Source organism: Taishania pollutisoli, from assembly GCF_014518315.1.
Lineage (GTDB): Bacteria > Bacteroidota > Bacteroidia > Flavobacteriales_D > Crocinitomicaceae > Taishania > Taishania pollutisoli.
The window spans coordinates 1-19,089 of sequence record NZ_JACVEL010000003.1 but is presented as its reverse complement, the minus strand read 5'-3'; the positions used below and the strand labels follow the sequence as shown (position 1 = coordinate 19,089).

General features: G+C 40.2%; 19 protein-coding genes. 11 read left to right on the top strand and 8 right to left on the bottom strand.

Going from position 1 to position 19,089, the window contains the following annotated elements; all coding sequences use genetic code 11:
- The first annotated feature begins 14 nt into the window (after positions 1-14).
- From rpsU to hpf, 3 genes are read left to right on the top strand one after another with little or no spacing between them, the layout of a single operon-like run.
- Positions 15-206 (top strand): 30S ribosomal protein S21, encoded by a 192-nt coding sequence (gene rpsU, locus H9Y05_RS05465; RefSeq protein ID WP_163490325.1) that lies wholly within the window; start codon positions 15-17, stop codon positions 204-206.
- A gap of 41 nt (positions 207-247) precedes the next feature.
- Positions 248-1,126 carry a tyrosine-type recombinase/integrase gene (locus H9Y05_RS05460; RefSeq protein WP_216713712.1) on the top strand — a complete coding sequence of 293 codons (879 nt, stop codon included), beginning with the start codon at positions 248-250 and terminating at the stop codon, positions 1,124-1,126.
- Between the two features lie 2 nt (positions 1,127-1,128).
- Complete coding sequence (gene hpf, locus H9Y05_RS05455) at positions 1,129-1,425, top strand: ribosome hibernation-promoting factor, HPF/YfiA family (RefSeq protein ID WP_163490327.1); 297 nt, start codon at positions 1,129-1,131, stop codon at positions 1,423-1,425.
- A gap of 646 nt (positions 1,426-2,071) precedes the next feature.
- On the opposite strand, the gene H9Y05_RS05450 is transcribed toward hpf, so the two are convergent.
- Together H9Y05_RS05450 and H9Y05_RS05445 are read right to left on the bottom strand one after the other, a co-directional pair.
- Positions 2,072-2,581, bottom strand: coding sequence for a DUF1573 domain-containing protein (locus H9Y05_RS05450; RefSeq protein WP_216713711.1), 510 nt, complete (start codon positions 2,579-2,581; stop codon positions 2,072-2,074).
- Between the two features lie 121 nt (positions 2,582-2,702).
- Positions 2,703-3,926 (bottom strand): TlpA family protein disulfide reductase, encoded by a 1,224-nt coding sequence (locus tag H9Y05_RS05445; protein WP_163490329.1) that lies wholly within the window; start codon positions 3,924-3,926, stop codon positions 2,703-2,705.
- A 104-nt stretch (positions 3,927-4,030) separates the two neighbouring features.
- Here H9Y05_RS05445 and H9Y05_RS05440 point away from each other — a divergent pair, with 104 nt between their 5' ends.
- Positions 4,031-4,576 carry an RNA polymerase sigma factor gene (locus H9Y05_RS05440; RefSeq protein WP_235992143.1) on the top strand — a complete coding sequence of 182 codons (546 nt, stop codon included), beginning with the start codon at positions 4,031-4,033 and terminating at the stop codon, positions 4,574-4,576.
- A complete protein-coding gene (locus tag H9Y05_RS05435) occupies positions 4,560-5,498 on the top strand; it encodes a T9SS type B sorting domain-containing protein (RefSeq protein ID WP_216713710.1) in 939 nt (312 codons plus the stop codon). Before H9Y05_RS05440 ends, H9Y05_RS05435 begins: the two co-directional genes overlap by 17 nt.
- Positions 5,499-5,502: 4 nt before the next feature.
- On the opposite strand, the gene H9Y05_RS05430 is transcribed toward H9Y05_RS05435, so the two are convergent.
- Positions 5,503-5,940, bottom strand: a complete 438-nt coding sequence (locus H9Y05_RS05430) for an NUDIX hydrolase (RefSeq protein ID WP_216713709.1) — start codon at positions 5,938-5,940, stop codon at positions 5,503-5,505.
- Between the two features lie 640 nt (positions 5,941-6,580).
- Positions 6,581-7,816, bottom strand: coding sequence for a phenylacetate--CoA ligase family protein (locus H9Y05_RS05425; protein WP_163490332.1), 1,236 nt, complete (start codon positions 7,814-7,816; stop codon positions 6,581-6,583).
- Positions 7,817-7,974: 158 nt separating this feature from the next.
- Between H9Y05_RS05425 and H9Y05_RS05420 the strand changes: the two genes are divergently transcribed.
- Complete coding sequence (locus H9Y05_RS05420; protein ID WP_163490333.1) at positions 7,975-8,508, top strand: RNA polymerase sigma factor; 534 nt, start codon at positions 7,975-7,977, stop codon at positions 8,506-8,508.
- Positions 8,505-8,708, top strand: coding sequence for a hypothetical protein (locus H9Y05_RS05415; RefSeq protein WP_163490334.1), 204 nt, complete (start codon positions 8,505-8,507; stop codon positions 8,706-8,708). Before H9Y05_RS05420 ends, H9Y05_RS05415 begins: the two co-directional genes overlap by 4 nt.
- A 345-nt stretch (positions 8,709-9,053) precedes the next feature.
- Here the strand turns inward: H9Y05_RS05415 and rpsA are convergent, their stop codons facing one another.
- Positions 9,054-10,829, bottom strand: a complete 1,776-nt coding sequence (gene rpsA, locus H9Y05_RS05410) for a 30S ribosomal protein S1 (protein WP_163490335.1) — start codon at positions 10,827-10,829, stop codon at positions 9,054-9,056.
- A 323-nt stretch (positions 10,830-11,152) separates the two neighbouring features.
- Here rpsA and H9Y05_RS05405 point away from each other — a divergent pair, with 323 nt between their 5' ends.
- Positions 11,153-13,357 carry a peptidylprolyl isomerase gene (locus H9Y05_RS05405; RefSeq protein WP_163490336.1) on the top strand — a complete coding sequence of 735 codons (2,205 nt, stop codon included), beginning with the start codon at positions 11,153-11,155 and terminating at the stop codon, positions 13,355-13,357.
- Positions 13,358-13,626: 269 nt separating this feature from the next.
- Here the strand turns inward: H9Y05_RS05405 and H9Y05_RS05400 are convergent, their stop codons facing one another.
- From H9Y05_RS05400 to panD, 3 genes are read right to left on the bottom strand one after another with little or no spacing between them, the layout of a single operon-like run.
- Positions 13,627-14,145, bottom strand: coding sequence for an adenylyltransferase/cytidyltransferase family protein (locus tag H9Y05_RS05400; protein WP_235992140.1), 519 nt, complete (start codon positions 14,143-14,145; stop codon positions 13,627-13,629).
- Complete coding sequence (locus tag H9Y05_RS05395) at positions 14,114-15,157, bottom strand: lysylphosphatidylglycerol synthase transmembrane domain-containing protein (protein ID WP_163490337.1); 1,044 nt, start codon at positions 15,155-15,157, stop codon at positions 14,114-14,116. Before H9Y05_RS05395 ends, H9Y05_RS05400 begins: the two co-directional genes overlap by 32 nt.
- Positions 15,158-15,167: 10 nt before the next feature.
- The gene (gene panD / locus H9Y05_RS05390; protein ID WP_216713708.1) at positions 15,168-15,518 is read right to left on the bottom strand and encodes an aspartate 1-decarboxylase; all 351 of its coding nucleotides are present in this window, start codon (positions 15,516-15,518) and stop codon (positions 15,168-15,170) included.
- Between the two features lie 168 nt (positions 15,519-15,686).
- Here panD and H9Y05_RS05385 point away from each other — a divergent pair, with 168 nt between their 5' ends.
- Genes H9Y05_RS05385 through H9Y05_RS05375 form a run of 3 tightly spaced genes read left to right on the top strand, consistent with a single transcriptional unit; the run spans position 15,687 to position 19,002 of the window.
- Positions 15,687-16,613: a PfkB family carbohydrate kinase gene (locus H9Y05_RS05385; protein ID WP_163490339.1), complete on the top strand. Its 927-nt coding sequence runs from the start codon at positions 15,687-15,689 to the stop codon at positions 16,611-16,613.
- 21 nt (positions 16,614-16,634) lie between these two features.
- The gene (locus H9Y05_RS05380; protein ID WP_216713707.1) at positions 16,635-18,344 is read left to right on the top strand and encodes a DUF349 domain-containing protein; all 1,710 of its coding nucleotides are present in this window, start codon (positions 16,635-16,637) and stop codon (positions 18,342-18,344) included.
- A complete protein-coding gene (locus H9Y05_RS05375; RefSeq protein WP_163490341.1) occupies positions 18,337-19,002 on the top strand; it encodes a hypothetical protein in 666 nt (221 codons plus the stop codon). The genes H9Y05_RS05380 and H9Y05_RS05375 overlap by 8 nt, the downstream gene beginning before the upstream one ends.
- The last annotated feature ends 87 nt before the right edge of the window (positions 19,003-19,089 follow it).

Genomic DNA, 19,089 nt, shown 5'->3' with positions numbered 1-19,089 from the left:
TAAAGTTTAAAGATATGTTGATTGTACCTGTAAAAGAAGGAGAAAGCATCGAAAGAGCGCTTAAGAAGTATAAGAAAAAATACGACAAGACAAATGTTGTGAAGGAATTGCGTAGCCGTAAAGAATTCATCAAGCCGTCTGTGACTAAGCGTCAAGCGAAAATCAAAGCGATCTACAAGCAAAAAATGCAGGCAATAGAAATTTAAAATATAACTTTTTTAAATTATATTCGTAAAAGGAGTCAGATATGGCTCCTTTTTTGTTTTCCATAGAATTTGAAACGTACGTCCGATCGGAAAAAAGATATTCGGAACATACCGTCATTGCGTATCAAAACGACCTGGCGCAGTTTTTTGAGTATACCGGAATTGAACACCGAAACGAATTACCGGAGATTACCTCAAAAGTAATCCGGGGATGGATGGTAGCACTCGTCAACGAGGGATACACCAACAAAAGTGTCAACAGGAAGCTATCTGCACTCAGAACCTATTTCCGTTACCTAAAAAAAACCGGAGTCGTCGATAAGAATCCGCTTACGGGACTGAATGGCCCCAAGGTGGAAAAACGGTTGCCCCAGTTTGCCAAAGAGTCAGAATTGGAGGAAGAACAGCTCACAGAGACACTCGGATTGCGCGACGCGCTCATTGTTGAACTTTTCTACCAGACCGGAATGCGTTTGAATGAATTGATTGAATTGACAACAGCCAGCCTCAATGACGGAAAGCTGAAAGTAAAGGGAAAACGCAATAAAGAACGGATTATTCCTGTTTCAAAATCTCTGCAGGAACACATAGAGACATACCGTAAAGAATGTGCAGAAAACGGCTTTCAGAGCAATTCACTTATTTTAACAGACAAGGGCAATAAATTATATCCAAAATTTGTCTATCGTAAAATAAATGCTTATCTTGCTTCGGCAACGGAATTGCAAAAGTGTAGTCCTCATGTTCTTCGTCATACGTTTGCGACACACATGTTAAACAACGGAGCCGGATTAGAAACCATTAAGGCACTGTTGGGTCATGCAAACCTGGCGGCCACACAGGTCTATACCCACAATTCTTTTGCGCAATTAAATAATATTTATTCACTTGCCCATCCTCGTGGGCGCAAAACAGGTTAGCCATGGATATTAAAGTAAATTCGGTAAACTTCACAGCAGATCAAAAGTTGATTACATTCGTGAATGACAAGGTAAATAAGCTACAACTGTTTTTTGACAACATCATTGCAAGCGAAGTCTTCCTCCGGGTAGATAAAGACCAGGAAAAAGAAAATAAACTGGCAGAGATAAAAATATTGATACCGGGGAAAGAGTTGTTTGCTAAAAAACAATGCAAGACATTTGAAGAAGCAACGGATTTAGCAGTAGAAGCACTGAGAAGACAAGTGCGTAAACACAAAGGAAAATTAGTCGATTAGACAAATAGATAATCACTCAAAGAAAGCAGGGAATCAATTTTGGTTCCCTGTTTTTTATTTAATGTGCATTCAGTTCCAAATTACTAAAAAGCGACTACTATCAAATGATACCTTTGCGCCTTGGCGTCTTTGTGATCCAAAAGAAATTCCCAGAAACAGAGTTAGTTATTTTCACACTATTGATTCCTTCCATCTAAGCATCAGTATTATTTGCTTTCGTATAAGAAGAAGTTCTCTCGCCAAGTCGCTAAGTCGCCAAGTGAGTTGTTTATTAATATTGGGTCTTTGCGAGCTAAAAAGAAAGTCCAGAAAACAGAGTTAGTTATTTTCACTCTACCGATTCATCACATCTGGATTTTGTTATTATTTGCTTTTGTAACAAAGAAGTATCTCACCAAGGTACTAAGTCACTAAGTGAGCTATTTATTAATATTGCGTCTTTGCGATCCAAAAGAAATTCCCAGAAACAGAGCAAGGTATTGATTCATTCCATCTAAGTATGGGTATAATTTGCTTTTGTACAAGAAGAGGTTCTCTCGCCAAGTCGCTAAGTCGCCAAGTGAGTTGTTTATTATTAATATTGCGCCTTTGTGAGTAAAAGAAAACCAGTCAGATTTTACCTACTCATACCACATGAATTACGTCTTTATTTTACAAACGCGCGAATCTCGAGTAAATGTGTTTTATTTTCCGTATTTGCTGTTACAGTAACGGTTTTCTTTTGTTCTCCGGATTGTCCCGGGTTGGATTTGAACGTTACGGTAATGTCATCCGATTCACCCGGTAAAATCGGTTTCTCCGGTTTTTTGGGCGTGGTACAACCGCAACTGGCTTCTACATTTTCAATAATCAATGGTTTTGTTCCGGTATTTTTTACCCTAAACGTGGTTGTATTCGGAGTCTCTGGTTTTACATTTCCAAAATCGTGCTTCAGCTTATCAAATTCCAATGTTGTTTGTGCTTCTTTTGCTTTGCGCTCTTTTTCCTCCTCTTTCTGGCGGATTTTCGCAAGGCTTTCTTCCAACTCTTTTTGAGACAGTTCGTCTGCTGCAATGGTGCTGGAAACGTCTTTTCCTCTCAGGTCTTTTAGTTCGGAATCAGAACTGCAAGCGTACAACAGCGAAAATAAACATCCGAAAACAACTATTTTTTTCATACGTATAATTGATAAAGATATATGTTAACATTATCAAACGGCTTCTTGACTATTTCCGTTTTGACCATCGATAAAAGTAGACAGATTTTGATAACTATCCAATAAAAACCAGGATGAAATATCATTCATTGATCAATAATTCGATCAGTTGCTCCGTTTTTTCTTTATAATCAGTGTAATATTTCCCGGTGGAAGGGCCTGAAAAACCGGTATGAATGCGCACAACTTTGCCGCTTCTGTCAATAAAGATTGAAGTGGGGAAGGAAGTAAAATCCGACAAGAAGCCAAAATCATTTTTAGCACTTGACTTATTGGCTGAACCACCAACAACAATCGTATGTTTCAGATCGAACCGTTTTTTGTAATTGGAAAGGTGTCTGGCAAAATCATCAAAATCTTCTCCCAATTCATATCCTACAGAGATGATCTCCAGTCCTTTTTCATTGTATTTTTTGTGTAATTCTTTAAAATACGCTGTTTCATCCATGCAATTTCCACACCACGTGCCCAGAATTTGTATGATCACGACCTTTCCGTTTAGCTGGTCATTGGGGTATGAAAAAGTTGTTCCGTCCAGGTGTTTGAATTGCAATGACAAATCATTCGGATCTCCAACCAATCGGGTCAGTGAGTCGGGATGGCGTAATTCAAATACTTCGTTCCGTTCGGCCTGCCAGTTTGTTTTGTAATGTTTACCACTTAAAAACCTTCCGTCAATTGTTCCGTCAGCAGTTAACTTTCCCTTGAATAAAAACGCATGACTACCGTCAAAACCAGACAAATACATTTGTTGACCTTCTGTATTTCCGGATAAGAACCGGTAATCACCTGTTTCCGTTAAAAAAGTACCGGTTAAACTGTTTCCCTTTTGATCAAATACACCAATGGCATCAAATGCTTTTTCTCCCGGAGAGAAAACAGCTTTCCACTTTCCGGAAAAATCAGCAGGGGATTCTGTATCAGCGACAGGAAAAATACTACTATTACTCAACGATGCCCAAAAAGGGATCGAATAATTTGTTTTGAGATGGTTGACCCATTTTCCTTCAACACTGTTTTTATTCTTTACCCGGAAGACCAGTTCCGAATTAAAATTAGTAAAAAAGATATGTATACTGTCTTTTTCCACATAAGGACGATTCATCGGAACCTTTTCTTTTCCATTCAGTACCGTAAATGAATACGTATTATCTTTTCGATGGAGTTCCAACTCGAAAAATAAATGATCATCAGCAGAAAGCTCCAGGCATCCCACCCATCTTCCTTTTTTCAGTACAGGTATTTTTTGTGATAATGCGCAAAAACCTGTGAAGAGCGCAATAAATAATGGAAGAAGAAGTTTCATTTATTTTTTTGGAATGCTAATTTAGTATTTTGGGAACGCAATTTACAAATTTTCAAACAGCATGCAACTATATTCAAAAAAATGTAGTCTATAACACGAGTTGAATGATGGATGAGCAGACATTAATAAGAGATTGTTTGAAGGGAAGCCCCATCGCTCAACGCAAGTTGTTTGAAACGTTCGCGCCCAAAATGATGTCCGTATGCCTGAGGTATATGAAAGATCATCAGGAAGCGGAAGATATTCTTCAGGATGGATTCATCAAAGTATTTCAGAAACTGGGAGCGTATGAAAGTACCGGTTCGCTGGAAGGATGGATCAGGAGAATTGTTGTTAATACGGCATTGGATCAGATTCGGAAGAATGCTAAATTCGGTTACACGGAAGACGTTACCGAAGTCGGGTACAAGATTGAGAACAATGATTTTGCGTTTGAGGGATTAGTGGCGCAGGATTTGATGAAATTAATCAATCAGATGCCTGAAGGGTATAAAGTGGTATTCAATATGTTTGCAATAGAAGGATATTCACACAAAGAAATTGCAGATTTGCTGGAAATTACAGAAAGTACATCCAAGTCGCAATATTCAAGAGCAAGAGCTTATTTGAGAGAAAAATTAGAAAAGATAGAAATTGAACAAGGAAGATAAAATAAAAGAACTGTTTGCGGAAAAACTGGGAGCACACGAAGCTCCGGTGAACCCTGAATTGTGGAACGCGATTGCTTCACAACTGGGAACCGCTGCGACGGTAACTTCCACCGGATTATCTATTGTTACAAAAATCATCATCGGTATTTCCGCAGCAAGCGTGATTGGTACAGGAGTGTATTTTCTGTCCGGAGCAGCTGATTCCGATCAGCAAAAAGAGTCGGTACAACATTCACAGTTGACAGGAAAAAATACAGGTGAAGAAGACAATACCGATTCCAAACAGCTGGAGTTGACAACCAATGGTTCTTCGGATCAACAAAAACGCGCAGACGATGGTGGAACTGTCATTTCCGAACAAACGATTAAAGAAGATAAGAAAACGACTGCATATAAATCGTCGGAAGCAACTACCCCGCCTGTCGTTGGAAAAGGGGGAGAAGAGAAATCGACTTCACGTGCACATGAAATGATGCCGCCGTATAGAAATGAACCGTCACCCAACCTGATCGGAGAAAAGCCGGCAGTGATGATCCCCGAAACAAAAACTCCTGTCAAAACAGAGGAGCGTCACGTTATACGAAAACAGGAAGAACAGGTGGCAGACAGGCCAGCTTCCGGACTCGAAGAACAGAAACAGGCGACATTTGAAATTACAAAATTGCCGAATATTTACGTGTTGAATGCAAGTGGTTATTTCTCCATCGGCCACAAAGGAGAATACAGTGATTTCCAGTTTACAATCATGGACAATAGAAACAATGTTGTTTTCAGAAGTGACGATCCTGATTTTGAATGGAGAGGAACGGATTTGTATGGTAATACCGTTGAGCCGGGGAATTACATCTATATTGTGACGGTAAAAGACCAAAACGGTAAAGCGATCAACAAGTACAGTGCATTGACAGTGATCAATCAGTAAGCAATTAATCTTTTTTCAGTTTCTCAGCAACCAATTGATCAATTGGAAAGGTAAATTGATGCGCTCCGACCTGATCCAGCGGAAGCCATCTGAATAATTCCCGCTCTTCACGGGAAGGAAGCGGATAAGAATCAAACATTAATTCATTCACCAGCGGATACTCCACCAGGTAGTAGATACTAATCAACTGATCTGTCGCTTTCCAGGCAGATGTAACGAAAAAATCGGTGCAATAAAATAATTCTCCCGGTACGATATCAATCGACAATTCTTCTTTGAATTCACGGATCAAACAATCCCTGGTGCCTTCTCCCCATTCTAAACCTCCTCCCGGAAACTTTGTGAAAAACAAACCGCTCCGGTACTCATCCGTAATGAGTACTTCATTTTTTTCGTTGATTAATAGACCGTATACGCGAATGTTAAAGCGATGTTGAGACATGACTCGGATTTTGAACCGAAAGTTACGATTAAAAGCCATTGATTTTTTCAAAATGAAAATTGATTTTTCAAAACAGAATGATTTTTAGTGTTTGGCACAATCTGGATAATTGTTAAGCGCCTTAAAAACAGCAGTTTTGTGTTTTTTCAATCAGATGGCATATAAATTGAAAACAATATTAGTAACAGTTCATAACTGTTTCGAGTTTACATAATAGTTGATAGATGATAATTTTTTAGGTAAGGTTAGGTAATTAGGTGAGTTTAAAAAAAGGCTGTAGATTCTACAGCCTTTTTTATTGAAAATTTTTGAGCGATCAGCTCTGTTAATTACCGGACATCCGGATTCAAAATGAAAATTGATTTTTCAAAATAGAAAGGTTGTCGACGTTTGGCACACACCAAATCGATGTTAAAACGTTTAAAAACAGTGATTTTGTGTTTTTTTAACCGGATGGCATATAAATTGAAAACAGGATTAGCAACAGTGTAAAACTGTTTCGAGTTTACATAATAGTTGATAGATGATAATTTTTTAGGTAAGGTTAGGTAATTAGGTGAGTTTAAAAAAGACCGTAGATTCTACGGTCTTTTTTTATGGATTATTTATTCGTTCAACCCAGTTAAATCAAAAAGAAAAATCATTTAAACACAATTTTTTCGGGTTTGCGGATGTTTTTCTTGAATACCTGGCTACGCAGGTAATCCGTTTCCAGAAAGACAAAGTGCGGAACAACTTTCAGCTTCGCCTGGCAATCTGAAACAATGTGCTGCATCACGGCTGAATTTTCAATTTTCTTTTCCAGTAATACGGTAATGGCATCATTCCCCAGGTAATCTTTGGAAACTTCTACTTTGTAGCAGGTTACAGCTGATTGACCGTCAAAAATTTCATAAATTGCATTGGGAAAAATCGTGGTTCCTTTATACTTAATCATCTGGTTTTTTCTTCCGATGATCGGCCCTACGCGCGGAGATGTTCTTCCGCAGCTGCACGGTGCTGTATAGATACGAGCCAGATCACCTGTCCGGTAGCGAACAAGAGGAGTTCCTTCTGTTCCCAACGTGGTAATAACAATTTCACCCGATTCCCCGTTTTGAGCCGGAGTACCATCTTCTTTCAATACCTCCAGGTGTAATAAGTCAGCATTCAGATGTCCTCCTTTCCGGGCTTCACATTCTGTAAACGCAGCCCCCATTTCCGTTGAAGCATACGTGGAATACAATTCAACATCCCAATCCGCCCGGATTCTTCTGCCGAGAATGTTCAGACTCAAATCATCTTCCCGCAACGCTTCCCCGATGCAGATAATTTTTTTGACGGTTGAATGCTGGTAGTTAATACCGTTATTCTTGGCATAATCAATCAGGGTGATGATAAAACTCGGAACAGCGATAAGTACAGTGACATTGTTTTCGAGAATAGACTTCCACTGCAGTGCCGGAACACCGGGACCGATACGGATCATGCCGGCATCCATTTCCTGTACGCCCAGGTAATAAGCCAGTCCGGCCATGAATTGGCGATCGATGGTTGTCATGAGTTGAAACACATCCCCGCTGCCTGCTCCTGTGCAGCTCAACGAAGCTTTTTCATTTTGTGCAAGTCGCAGCAGGTCATTTTTCGTAAGAAATACCGTCACGGGAGAACCGGAAGTTCCGGAAGTCGTAACGTATTCAGCAACCCGGGATACAGGAACAGCCAGAAAATCACGGTTGCGTTCAGAAAGATCCTCTTTTGTTGTAAATGGTAACCTTTGCAGGTCCGTATCTACTGAATCTTCGGTAATGTGGTAACTACTGAGCTTTTCAGCATAAAACGGAGAATGCGTCCGGGCGTATATTATGGCTTCAAACAGCGCTTTTTTTGATGACATTTCAACTGGAATTACTGGTTCAAAAATAAGGTGAAATTGTCGGATGTGCCTGCTTTTGAAAATAAAAATCAAATTTTTTCTCCGGATCTTGTTACTTTTATTGCAATTGGTATTCTCTTTATAAACTCTCGCCCTTGTTTCGAAAACGACATAGCAATTTGACAGAAGCGGAAATCATTCAGCTGGCAAAGAAGCAGCAGGAATATTTCGGAGTGCTGTATGAGAAATACTTTGAACAGATTTTCCGCTTCGTATTCAAACGGTTGAGCGGAGACGAAGAAACGGCAGGGGACCTGACACAGCAAACGTTTATAAAAGCGATGGCCAATATGGATCGGTACACCGATATGGGATTACCGTTTTCGAGCTGGTTGTACCGGATTGCCCAAAACGAAGTTTCCATGCACTTCCGTTCGGCGAAAAAAACAATTACGGTGAATGTAGAGCAACAGGCAGTGTTGGGATTACTGGATGAAGTAACGGCTTCGCACGGCATGTCGATGGAAGAACAGGAGAAGTTGGTACAATTACTGAATGAATTGGATCAGGAGCAATGCGACCTGATTGAATTGAGGTATTTCCAGGGAATCAGTTTCAGGGAAATTTCCGAAATTTACAATATAACCGAAGCGAACGCTAAAATGCGTGTATACCGGATTTTAGAAAAATTAAAATCGAAGTGGGGGCAATGAGAAAGTTTGGAGTACATAAAAACAACGAAAAAATCGAACCGACGACTGAACAGATCAAGCGTCAGAAAGATTTTGCGCGCCTTCACCACCAATACGAACAATTAACAAAAAGAGGAAAGAAACCATTGTATCGCAATCCGAAATTGTTATTATTCTGGATTGTGATCGCAATTATCCTCTTTTTGGTGTTTTACGAATAGACCCTGTTCTAAAAATTAGGTGATATTTTCACTACGGATACATGTATTCAAAAGGAACAAACAACGAAAAAATGACACCGACTTAACAGTCAACAGAGGTAATCCGTGAATGTGGTTATGGGACAACGAGCGGCACTGCGAAAAAACAACTTCAATACAGTCAGGGATGTGTGAAATTTATTCAACACGATTTCATCACCTAACTTTTAAACAGAGCCTACGAATAAAGTCATTAGTGAGCAACAGAATGCTCCGGCCTGCTACTCTTAGATTGCTATTTTTTACCGATGAACACAAAAAAAGGATGTCTGAAAAGACATCCCTTCGTAGTTTATCGGGAGAAGATTACTTCTCTTTGTCCAATTTTTCTTTCAATTCAGCCAATGCATCCAAATCTCCCAATGTCGATTTTTCATTACTTTGGTTAATTGCATTTACAGCAGAAGACGATCCACCTTTCTTACCACCTTTAGCAGCTGCTGGTTTGTCATCTCCTTCTTCAAATGTACGTGTGTGAGAAAGAACGATTTTCTTCGCTTCTTTATTAAACTCGATCACTTTGAAATCAAGTGTCTCATCTACTTTCGCGTTTGTTCCGTCTTCCTTACGCAAGTGTTTCACAGGGCAAATTCCCTCAACACCGTACGGCAATGCAACGATTCCTGATTTGTCTTTTGTATCGATGATTGTTCCCTGGTGAACAGATCCTTCTCCGAAGATTGTTTCAAACACATCCCATGGATTTTCTTCCAATTGTTTGTGCCCCAAAGAAATTCTTCTGTTTTCACGATCGATTTCCAATACAACCACTTCCATTTCATCTCCTACTTTGCAGAATTCAGATGGGTGCTTGATTTTCTTTTGCCATGAAAGGTCAGAAATGTGGATCAATCCATCAACTCCTTCTTCCAATTCTACGAATACACCGAAGTTTGTAAAGTTGCGAACTTTAGCATTGTGCTTAGAACCAACTGTGTACTTGTTTTCGATGTCATTCCATGGATCCGGGAACAATTGTTTGATACCCAATGACATTTTTCTTTCTTCACGATCCAAAGTCAATACAACTGCTTCAACAGTATCTCCTACTGAAAGGAAATCCTGAGCAGAACGTAAATGCTGTGACCAGCTCATTTCAGAAACGTGAATCAATCCTTCAACTCCGGCAGCGATTTCAACAAACGCACCGTAGTCAGCGATCACAACAACTTTTCCTGAAACTTTGTCTCCAACAGCAAGGTCTGCATTCAATGCATCCCATGGATGTGGTTGCAATTGTTTCAATCCAAGAGCAATACGCTTCTTATCATCATCGAAATCTAAGATTACGACGTTCAGTTTCTGATCCAATTCAACAATTTCTTCAGGGTGGTTAACACGTCCCCATGAAAGATCTGTGATGTGGATAAGACCGTCAACTCCACCCAAGTCGATGAATACACCGTAAGAAGTGATGTTTTTAACAGTTCCTTCCAATACCTGACCTTTCTCAAGCCCTGAAATAATTTGTTTCTTTTGTTCTTCCAATTCCGCTTCGATAAGCGCTTTGTGAGACACAACAACGTTACGGAATTCCTGGTTGATTTTAACCACTTTGAACTCCATGTTTTTACCAACGTATACATCGTAGTCACGGATTGGTTTCACGTCGATTTGAGAACCTGGCAAGAATGCTTCAATTCCAAATACGTCTACGATCAAACCACCTTTCGTACGGCACTTCACATATCCTGTGATGATCTCCCCTGAACGCAATACTTCATTCACGCGGATCCATGCTTTGTGCATACGTGCAGTTTTGTGAGAAACGATCAATTGACCAAATTTGTCTTCTTGAACTTCTACGTAAACATCTACTTTGTCTCCGACTTTCAATTCCGGGTTGTAACGGAATTCAGAAGAAGGAACAACACCCTCGGATTTGTACCCGATGTTGATGATTACTTCTCTTTTTGTGATTGCGACAACTGTACCTTCAATTACTTCTTTCTCATTGATAGAAGTTAATGTTTGTTCGTACTTGTCGGATAATTCTGAACGTTGTACTTTGTTGTACCCGTCCAATTCTAATGCTTCCCAATTGAAGTCCGCAATTCCTTGCGCTTGATTAAGATTTGCCATCTTGGCTTTTATTAAATTGTATTTCGGAATCCCTCCGTTCCGAAAGTGTTTTACATACCGCAGGAGGGGTACGGTTTTGATTTTAAGGGTGCAAAGGTATGAATATTTTTAATAGAAACAAAAAAGAAAACAGATAAATTGACGTACATGCCTGAAAACAGTCGGTTTATAGAGAAAAACCGGAGGTGATATGATGGTGTGAAATGAAAATAACCGGTCAATTTTTAATGAACTTGCTGTATACACAAAAAAATTACCAAAGCGAAATTTTTATATGTCAATTCAACTAACTATATTCGCACCCTTGTAACAATTAACAGCTTATGGCAATTATAGGAAAAATACGTGAGAAATCATGGTTATTGGTAGGTCTGATCGGACTTGCATTGTTTGCTTTTATTCTTACTGACTATCAAAGTTGGTTTGGTCAGCCAAAACAAATAGGTTACGGTTCCATCGACGGAGAGGCAATTGACCCGAAATTATACGAGTTGGCAAGTAAGAATTACCAACAGGCCGATGAGCAGGAATTCCGTGCTCAGCAACGGGAATATACTGTGCGTGATCAGGCGATGTCTGAGAACAAAGCGTGGAATGCAATCGTAGACTCTATTTTATTGCAAAAAGAATTCAATGCACTCGGAATATCTGTAAGTGATCGTGAGTTTGACGCTTACTTATATGGTCACGAAGGATTTTCTGTAATTCCAAGTATCGCAGAAAACTTTAAAGATCCGGCTACCGGTTTATATAGTGAAAAATTGCTGCGTAAGCGTGTCGATGAACTGAAGTCTTCAACCAATGCAGATGAGCAACGCGCATGGGAGCAAACCAAAACTTCTCTGACATTGCAACGTTTGCAGGAAAAATATTTCCAGTTACTCGGACAGGGAGTGTATGTAACAAAGCTGGAAGCAAAAGATACATATGTTGCTCAAAAACGCATTAAGAATATTTCATTTGCAATTAAACGTTTCTCTGAAATTCCGGATGCGGATATCAAGATTACCGATGCAGAGTTGAAAAAATTCTATGAAGAAAACAAAGGAGACGTGAAGTACCGTGTTAAATCAAATTCACGTGACATTAAATATTTTGCGGTCAATATTGCTCCTTCAAAAGAAGACTCAACAACGTTCTTCAACGACATGAACAAATTGAAAGGGGAACTTGCAAAACAAAGTACGGCAAAAGCAGATTCTATTTTTGTGGTTCGAAACAGTGAGTGGCCGTATTATATTCCGAAAGCAGGATACCGTTCTGAGAACACACCGAAAGCAAATCCGACATTTACATATCCTGCATTGATGGATTCCGTTTTCTCAACAGCAGAAGTGGGATCAGTTGTAGGACCTTACCTGGATAAAGGAAAATACCGTTTGGCAAAAGTGATCGCGATTGACAACAACATTTACTCTGTTCGTCACATTTTATTAAGAGCACAAAAGACAGATACAGTAGGAAGCCAGGCGAAACTGAAAATGGCAGATTCCCTGATTGCGCAAATCAACAAAGACAACTTTGAAACATTTGTTGCACAATACAGCGAGGATCCGGGGTCGCAACAAGACGGAGGTAAAATTGAAAACTTTATCTACAATGAAATGGTTCCGGAGTTCAGTGAGTTTGCGAAAAACAATCCTGTTGGAAAAATTGGACGGGTACAATCAGATTTTGGTGTACACATCATTGAAGTGTTGGAAAAGAAATCCGGAAGAGTACCAAGCCTGGTTATCGTGGAAAAAACGTTAAAACCAAGTTCAACTACGCTGGATGACATCAACTTGTTGGCAAATGACCTGGTGTCGGATGCAGTAGAAGCAGTTGAGAAAAAATCAACGCTGAAAGATAAAAATGATGCATTTGATACATTGGCATACAGAAAGGGATACACTCCGTTGAGCCTGACAATTGATGAGAAAAACATCCAGGTATACGGAATGAAGACATCCATGGCGGAAGACCGCTTGATTGCTCTTGCATTCGGAGAAAAAAATGAAGCGGGACAGGTAAACCTGACGCCGTTGAAAGACGAAGACCGATACATCATCGCAATGTTGTCAATGAAACGTGAGAAAGGAGAACCTTCTTTTGAAGCAGCTGAAGTTGCAATGAGAAGAGAATTGATGAACGACAAGAAGGCGAATATCCTGAAAAGTAAAATGACCGGGAAATCCGTAGAGGAAATCGCTTCTAAAAACAATATCCAGGTTCAGAAAGCAGACATTACGTTTGCAAACCCTTCCATCATGGGTGGTGGTTACGATCCGGAAATTGTAGGATCATTGTTCTCAAAAGGAATCAAAGACGGAACGACAACGTTGCCGTTGAAAGGAAGAAACGCAGTGTATGTTGTACGTGTGGATAAAACAATTTCAGAACCGGCAACAACATCTTACGAAACTGAGATTCAGTCAATGCTTGGACAGGCAAAATCTTCTATTCAAAACGATGCGATTAATTCACTTCGTGAAAAATCAAATATCGTTGACAACAGAAGATTCTTAAAGGTTGGTGTTCGTTACTAATCTTAATGGAAAAACAAATTTTAAAACCGCTTCAAAAGAGCGGTTTTTTATGCAATAGAAAGAGAGAAAAGAACCCTGAAGAAAGGGTAGAATTTCATCAACAGAACAAGTGAAGCATCGAATAACGCATCGTGTTTAAATCTGGGATTTTATAAAAGAGAGAATACGTGTAATTCGCAAATGAAAAAGGTACGCTATTGTTGGCCCTTATTAAAAGGAGAAATAAATACGTCACAAAAGAAAATTGACATTGCTGCCCGATGCAATTCTTACTGCTTTATTTTCTGGATAAGATTGGTTGTGGAAAAACCTTCTACCAACGGAATGGAAACAACTTTTCCTCCTGTTGCGTCCATCAGATCTGCTCCTACAATATATGTTTTGGAATCAGTGTTCCGCTCGTCAGCATCATAATCACTTCCTTTCGCTACAATATCGGGTTGCAGGGTTTTGATCAGTTCATACGGGGTATTTTCATCAAAAATTACAACCAGGTCAACAGCACTCAATCCGGCCAATACAATTGCTCTGGATGCTTCTGAGTTGATCGGACGATTATCTGCTTTACCCTGTCTTTTTACAGATGCGTCGGAGTTTAATCCGACAATTAACCTGTTGGCCAGGTCTGCAGCCTGAGTCAAATATGTTACATGGCCTGTGTGGAGAATGTCAAAACATCCGTTTGTAAAGGTAATTTTCATTCCCGTGTTACGCCAGATCCCGACGCGTCGGATGGCTTCTTCCAGGGTAACAATCTTATTCTGCAGGTTCTCCTGACGTGTCATCATTTGTTGAGTAATTTTTAGGTAAAAGGGCAAGGGAAATCAATCCCAGTAAAATCATGATTGCTGTATTTCCCAACCAGATAATCATTCCCAACGCATTTCCGAGTCCTTTTGCATCATCTGGATGTTCTCCCTGTAAGTAGAAGGAAACAACCAGACCGACGAGCAATGGATAGACACCGATTCCTCCGTTGGTAAATGACATTCCGACCGATCCGACAACAAAGCCGATCAGCATCCCGGTAAATGGAATATTACTGGTTTCCGAAAGGGAATAAAACGGTACAATAAACATCAGCACCCAGCAAATCCAGATAATAAATGTATGTACAATAAATCCTCCCGGATTTTTTGTTTTAAAAATAGCGAAGACCCCGTTCAGAATTCCCTTGATGAACAACGTCAGTTTTTCGCGGATTTTTTTACTGAAAAAGTAAGCCAGGAGCCCCAGGGCAACAATGCTGATGATGACTCCGTAAATGATTTGCTTCAATCCGACACCACCGGAAGCGGCAGTATCACCTCCCCCTAATTGGTGTTCGATTTCATTGAAAATGGACATCAGGTCGCTGTAGCCGATGAGCATGGCAAGACAGGTAACAAGTCCGAGCATGATTACGTCTACCGCACGTTCGGCAATAATGGTTCCGAATGATTTGGCAAACGGAATACCGTCTGACCGAAATAACATCGCTGCGCGGGTCGGTTCTCCGGCTCTCGGAATGGTATAGTTGGCAAGATAACCGATCATCATTGCGTGATAACGGTGTTTCCACGGAGATTGATACCCCATGGGTTCCAACATGTATTTCCAGCGAACGGCACGCGACCAAAGTGATATAAATTCCAGCAACATTGCAAGGAACACCCAGAAATAATTGGCTTCTTTTAATGCTTTTTTGAAGCTGGCAATATGCTCTTCAGACATACTGGAGAAAAACAACCAGAACAAATAAACACCAATCCCCAAAGGAAGTAGTGTTTTGACAAGTGTTAAGATCGTTTTCTTCAGCATAAATTAATTATTAATCCAGTCGATTGGTTGTTTCATTCGGAAATGCAAGCGACGGTTTGAATGACTTCGCTTCTTCAAAGTCCATGAATCCGTAACCGATGATGATGATGATGTCGTCAATCGCTACTTTTCTCGCAGCAGGACCGTTCAGGCAAATCGTACCTGAATCACGGTCTCCTTTGATCACATACGTCTCAAAACGTTCTCCGTTGTTGATATCAACAATTTGCACCCGCTCCCCCTCAACCAGGTTGGCAGCTTCCATTAATGTTTCATCAATGGTAATGCTTCCGATGTAATTTAAATCAGCCTGTGTTACCCGTACTCTGTGGATTTTTGACTTTACAACTTGTACTAACATATTCTTAAATTCAGGACAAAGTTAGATAAATAAAAAACAAAGCAACACTTTTTTCAATGCTTTAATAGAAAGAGATATGGCGAAACGAAGACTTTTACGATCAAAACTTCCAAAAATTTACCTTACCTCACATGAATAACATATCTTTGTATCCTAAAAAATAAAAGAATGAGTTTATTGACAGTCGGAAGTGTAGCCTTTGATGCAATTGAAACACCTTTCGGAAAAACAGATAAGATTATTGGTGGTGCAGGAACGTATATTGCGTTATCTGCGTCGTTTTTTGAAAAAGACCAGAAAATTGTTTCTGTAGTAGGGGAGGACTTTCCGCAGGAAATGATTGACCTGATTGCTTCGAAAGGAGTAGATACAACAGGATTGCAGATCAAAAAGGGTGAGAAAACATTCTTCTGGTCGGGGCGTTATCACAACGACATGAATTCCCGTGATACATTGGTGACGGAATTAAATGTATTGGGAACATTTGACCCGGTGATTCCGGATTCATACCAGGGGGTGGATTACCTGCTGTTGGGGAATCTGAGTCCGCAGGTACAGCGACAGGTGATCGAGCGTTTGCACGAACGTCCGAAACTGATCGCAATGGATACAATGAATTTCTGGATGGACATCGCCATGGATGATTTGAAACAGACATTGGCATTGGTAGATGTATTGATCATCAATGATGAGGAGGCGAGACAGTTGTCAAACGAATATTCATTGGTGAAGGCATCGAAAGTCATTCGTGCAATGGGGCCGAAATACCTGATTATTAAAAAAGGAGAGCACGGCGCATTGTTGTTCCATGAAGATAAGGTTTTCTTTGCTCCGGCACTTCCGCTGGAAGATGTATTTGATCCGACAGGAGCGGGAGATACATTTGCAGGAGGATTTATGGGATACATTGCATCAACGGATGATAGTTCTTTTGAGAATATGAAACGTGCAATTATCGCCGGTTCCGCTTTGGCTTCTTACTGTGTGGAGAAGTTTGGAACGGAGCAACTGCAAAACATTTCACGCGAAGACGTGGATAAGCGAATTGAAAAATTTGTGCAGCTTGCCAATTTTGACATGCTGCAGACTATTTGACCGGATTTTAATAAACAAGATATGGAAAGTACTGCATTTTTAGAAGAGTTGAAAGCCCTGACTTCGCAAGAAGATGTGATTTCGGCTGGTCGAGAAGTGAATGAGTTGAACGCTCGTTTCGAGGACTATGTGATCGAAGAAGAACGCAAATTACAAATTGCGCAATTGGACGCGGAAGAAAAAGGAGAAGAAATTCCCGAAAACCTTGAATTGTTGCAACTGAAAGAGGCATTCAAAGAAGAATTAAGAGCTTTTCGTGAGAAAAGAAAAACACTTGTTGATGCTAAAAACGCAGAAGAATCTACCAATCTTGCGAAGAAAAGAACACTGATCAACAAACTGAGAGAAACCATCCAGAACGAAGAAAATATCGGAGCTGCTTTCGGTGCATTGAAAGAAATACAGGAATCCTGGAAAGAAATCGGAGACATTCCACGTGAAAAACGCGATGAAATTCAAACCGAGTATTCCCGTTTGATCGAAGATTTTTTCTACAATATCAACATTTATAAACAGCTAAAAGATCACGACCTGAAGCGCAATACGCAGATGAAGCAGGAAGTGATTGAAAAACTGAAAACGCTTTCCGGACTGGCTTCTGTCAAAGAGATTGAACACCAGCTGAAAGCACTACAAAACGATTGGGAGGACATCGGACCTGTCAGCAATGATGAATGGGAACTGCTGAAAGATGAATACTGGAAAGCGGTACATGCATGTTACACCAAAATCAACACACATTATGAGGAACAACGGGCGGTTCTGACAAAAAACCTGGAGGCAAAACAAGAATTACTGAATACCATCACGGCCGTTGTTGCTGCAATTCCGGAGACGACGGATTTGAAGTTCTGGGAAGAAACAACGGGGAAAATTCTTCATTTCCAGGAAGATTGGAAGAAAATCGGGTTCGGACCGCGAAAAGAAAATGAAGAAATCTGGTTGTTATTCCGCGCGCAATGTGATCGTTTCTTTGAACTGAAAAAAGAATTTTTCGGAGACATTCAGCAAGAATTTGACAAAATCGCTGAAAAGAAAAAAGAACTGATTGCCAAAGCGAATGAGTTGAAAGAATCAACAGATTGGAAAAATACAGCCAATCAGCTGGTTCAACTGCAAAAACGGTGGAAAGAAATTGGAAATGCCGGACAACGTAATGAACAACGTTTGTGGAAACAGTTCCGTGGTGCCTGCGATGTATTCTTTGACAACCGACAAAAGCATTTTGAAGCGGCTGATGCGGAATTTGAAACCAATCTGGCAGCGAAGAATGACATCATCGGAAAAATCAACGCGTATGTTATTCCCGAAGATAAAAAACAGGCATTGAACGACCTGAAACAATTTGCAAGTGACTTCAATGCTGTCGGAAAGGTTCCGATGAAACAGAAAGATACTGTCTACAACGCATTCAAGACGGCACTGGACAAACATTATGCGGAGCTGAAGCTGGAAGGAGATGAGAAAAACAAGGTCATGTTCCAGGCACGTTTGGATACCCTGGCGGGAAGTCCGGATTCAGGACGTTTGTTTGCTCGCGAAAAAGCGGATTTACGCAAGCGGATCGATCAGTTGAATCACGATATCCTGCAATTGGAAAACAATCTGGGCTTCTTTGCAAAGTCAAAAGGAGCGGATGCATTGAAAAAAGAAGTAGAGAAAAAGATTGAAAAAGCGAAAGACGAAATCGTAGCAATTCGTCAGAAAATCAAGCTGATTCCAAATGAATAAATTTTTTAACGTCTTACTGTTACTGGTTTTCTTTCCGACAATGCTTTTGGCTATTGTTGTCGGATTTGATATTCCGCTAACATCTTTGCACACGTCCGGGGCCAACCTGATGTACCGCCGGGAAGCATTTCTGGTGCTGGGCATCTTTTTGTTGTTTATTACCATCAGGAGAAGTGTCAGACGTTGGGTTGCATTGAGGTTGGTAAACCAGTTGCCTAAGTATAAATGGAACACGGCCGTTAGCACAAGCCGCATTCAACGCATTTATACCTACAATTCCCTGGAAGCAGTTGTCATGCTGACTGCTGGGTACGGTGTTTATTACTTAACAGAAGAAGCATGGATGCCCTTCGTTTCATTGGTAATTGGAGCACTGGATACGCTGTTTTTTGCTTTTTACGGTGCAGCAGCAAAGAAGTTCAGAGTTGGAATAACAACCAAAGCACTGCTGGCAGGAGACCGGGATGTAGCATTGATTTATTTCAAAGGTCTGCGACGTGTTTCCGTACAACAACAAACTATTTTCTTTGATTTTAAAGATGATCTGCACCTGCGTTTCCCATTGGATTTGATTCCTGAAGAAAAGCGAAGTGAATTTTTCAAAGAATTGAAAAGTTGCGTAGATGAGACGAAAGTCTATTTCCAGAATAATATTTGAATTAAACACCTGACCAGTCCTAAAAATAGTTGACAGGTTAATAAAGCAAAACTACATTAAAGTCTCGAGTTTCTGAAACTCGAGACT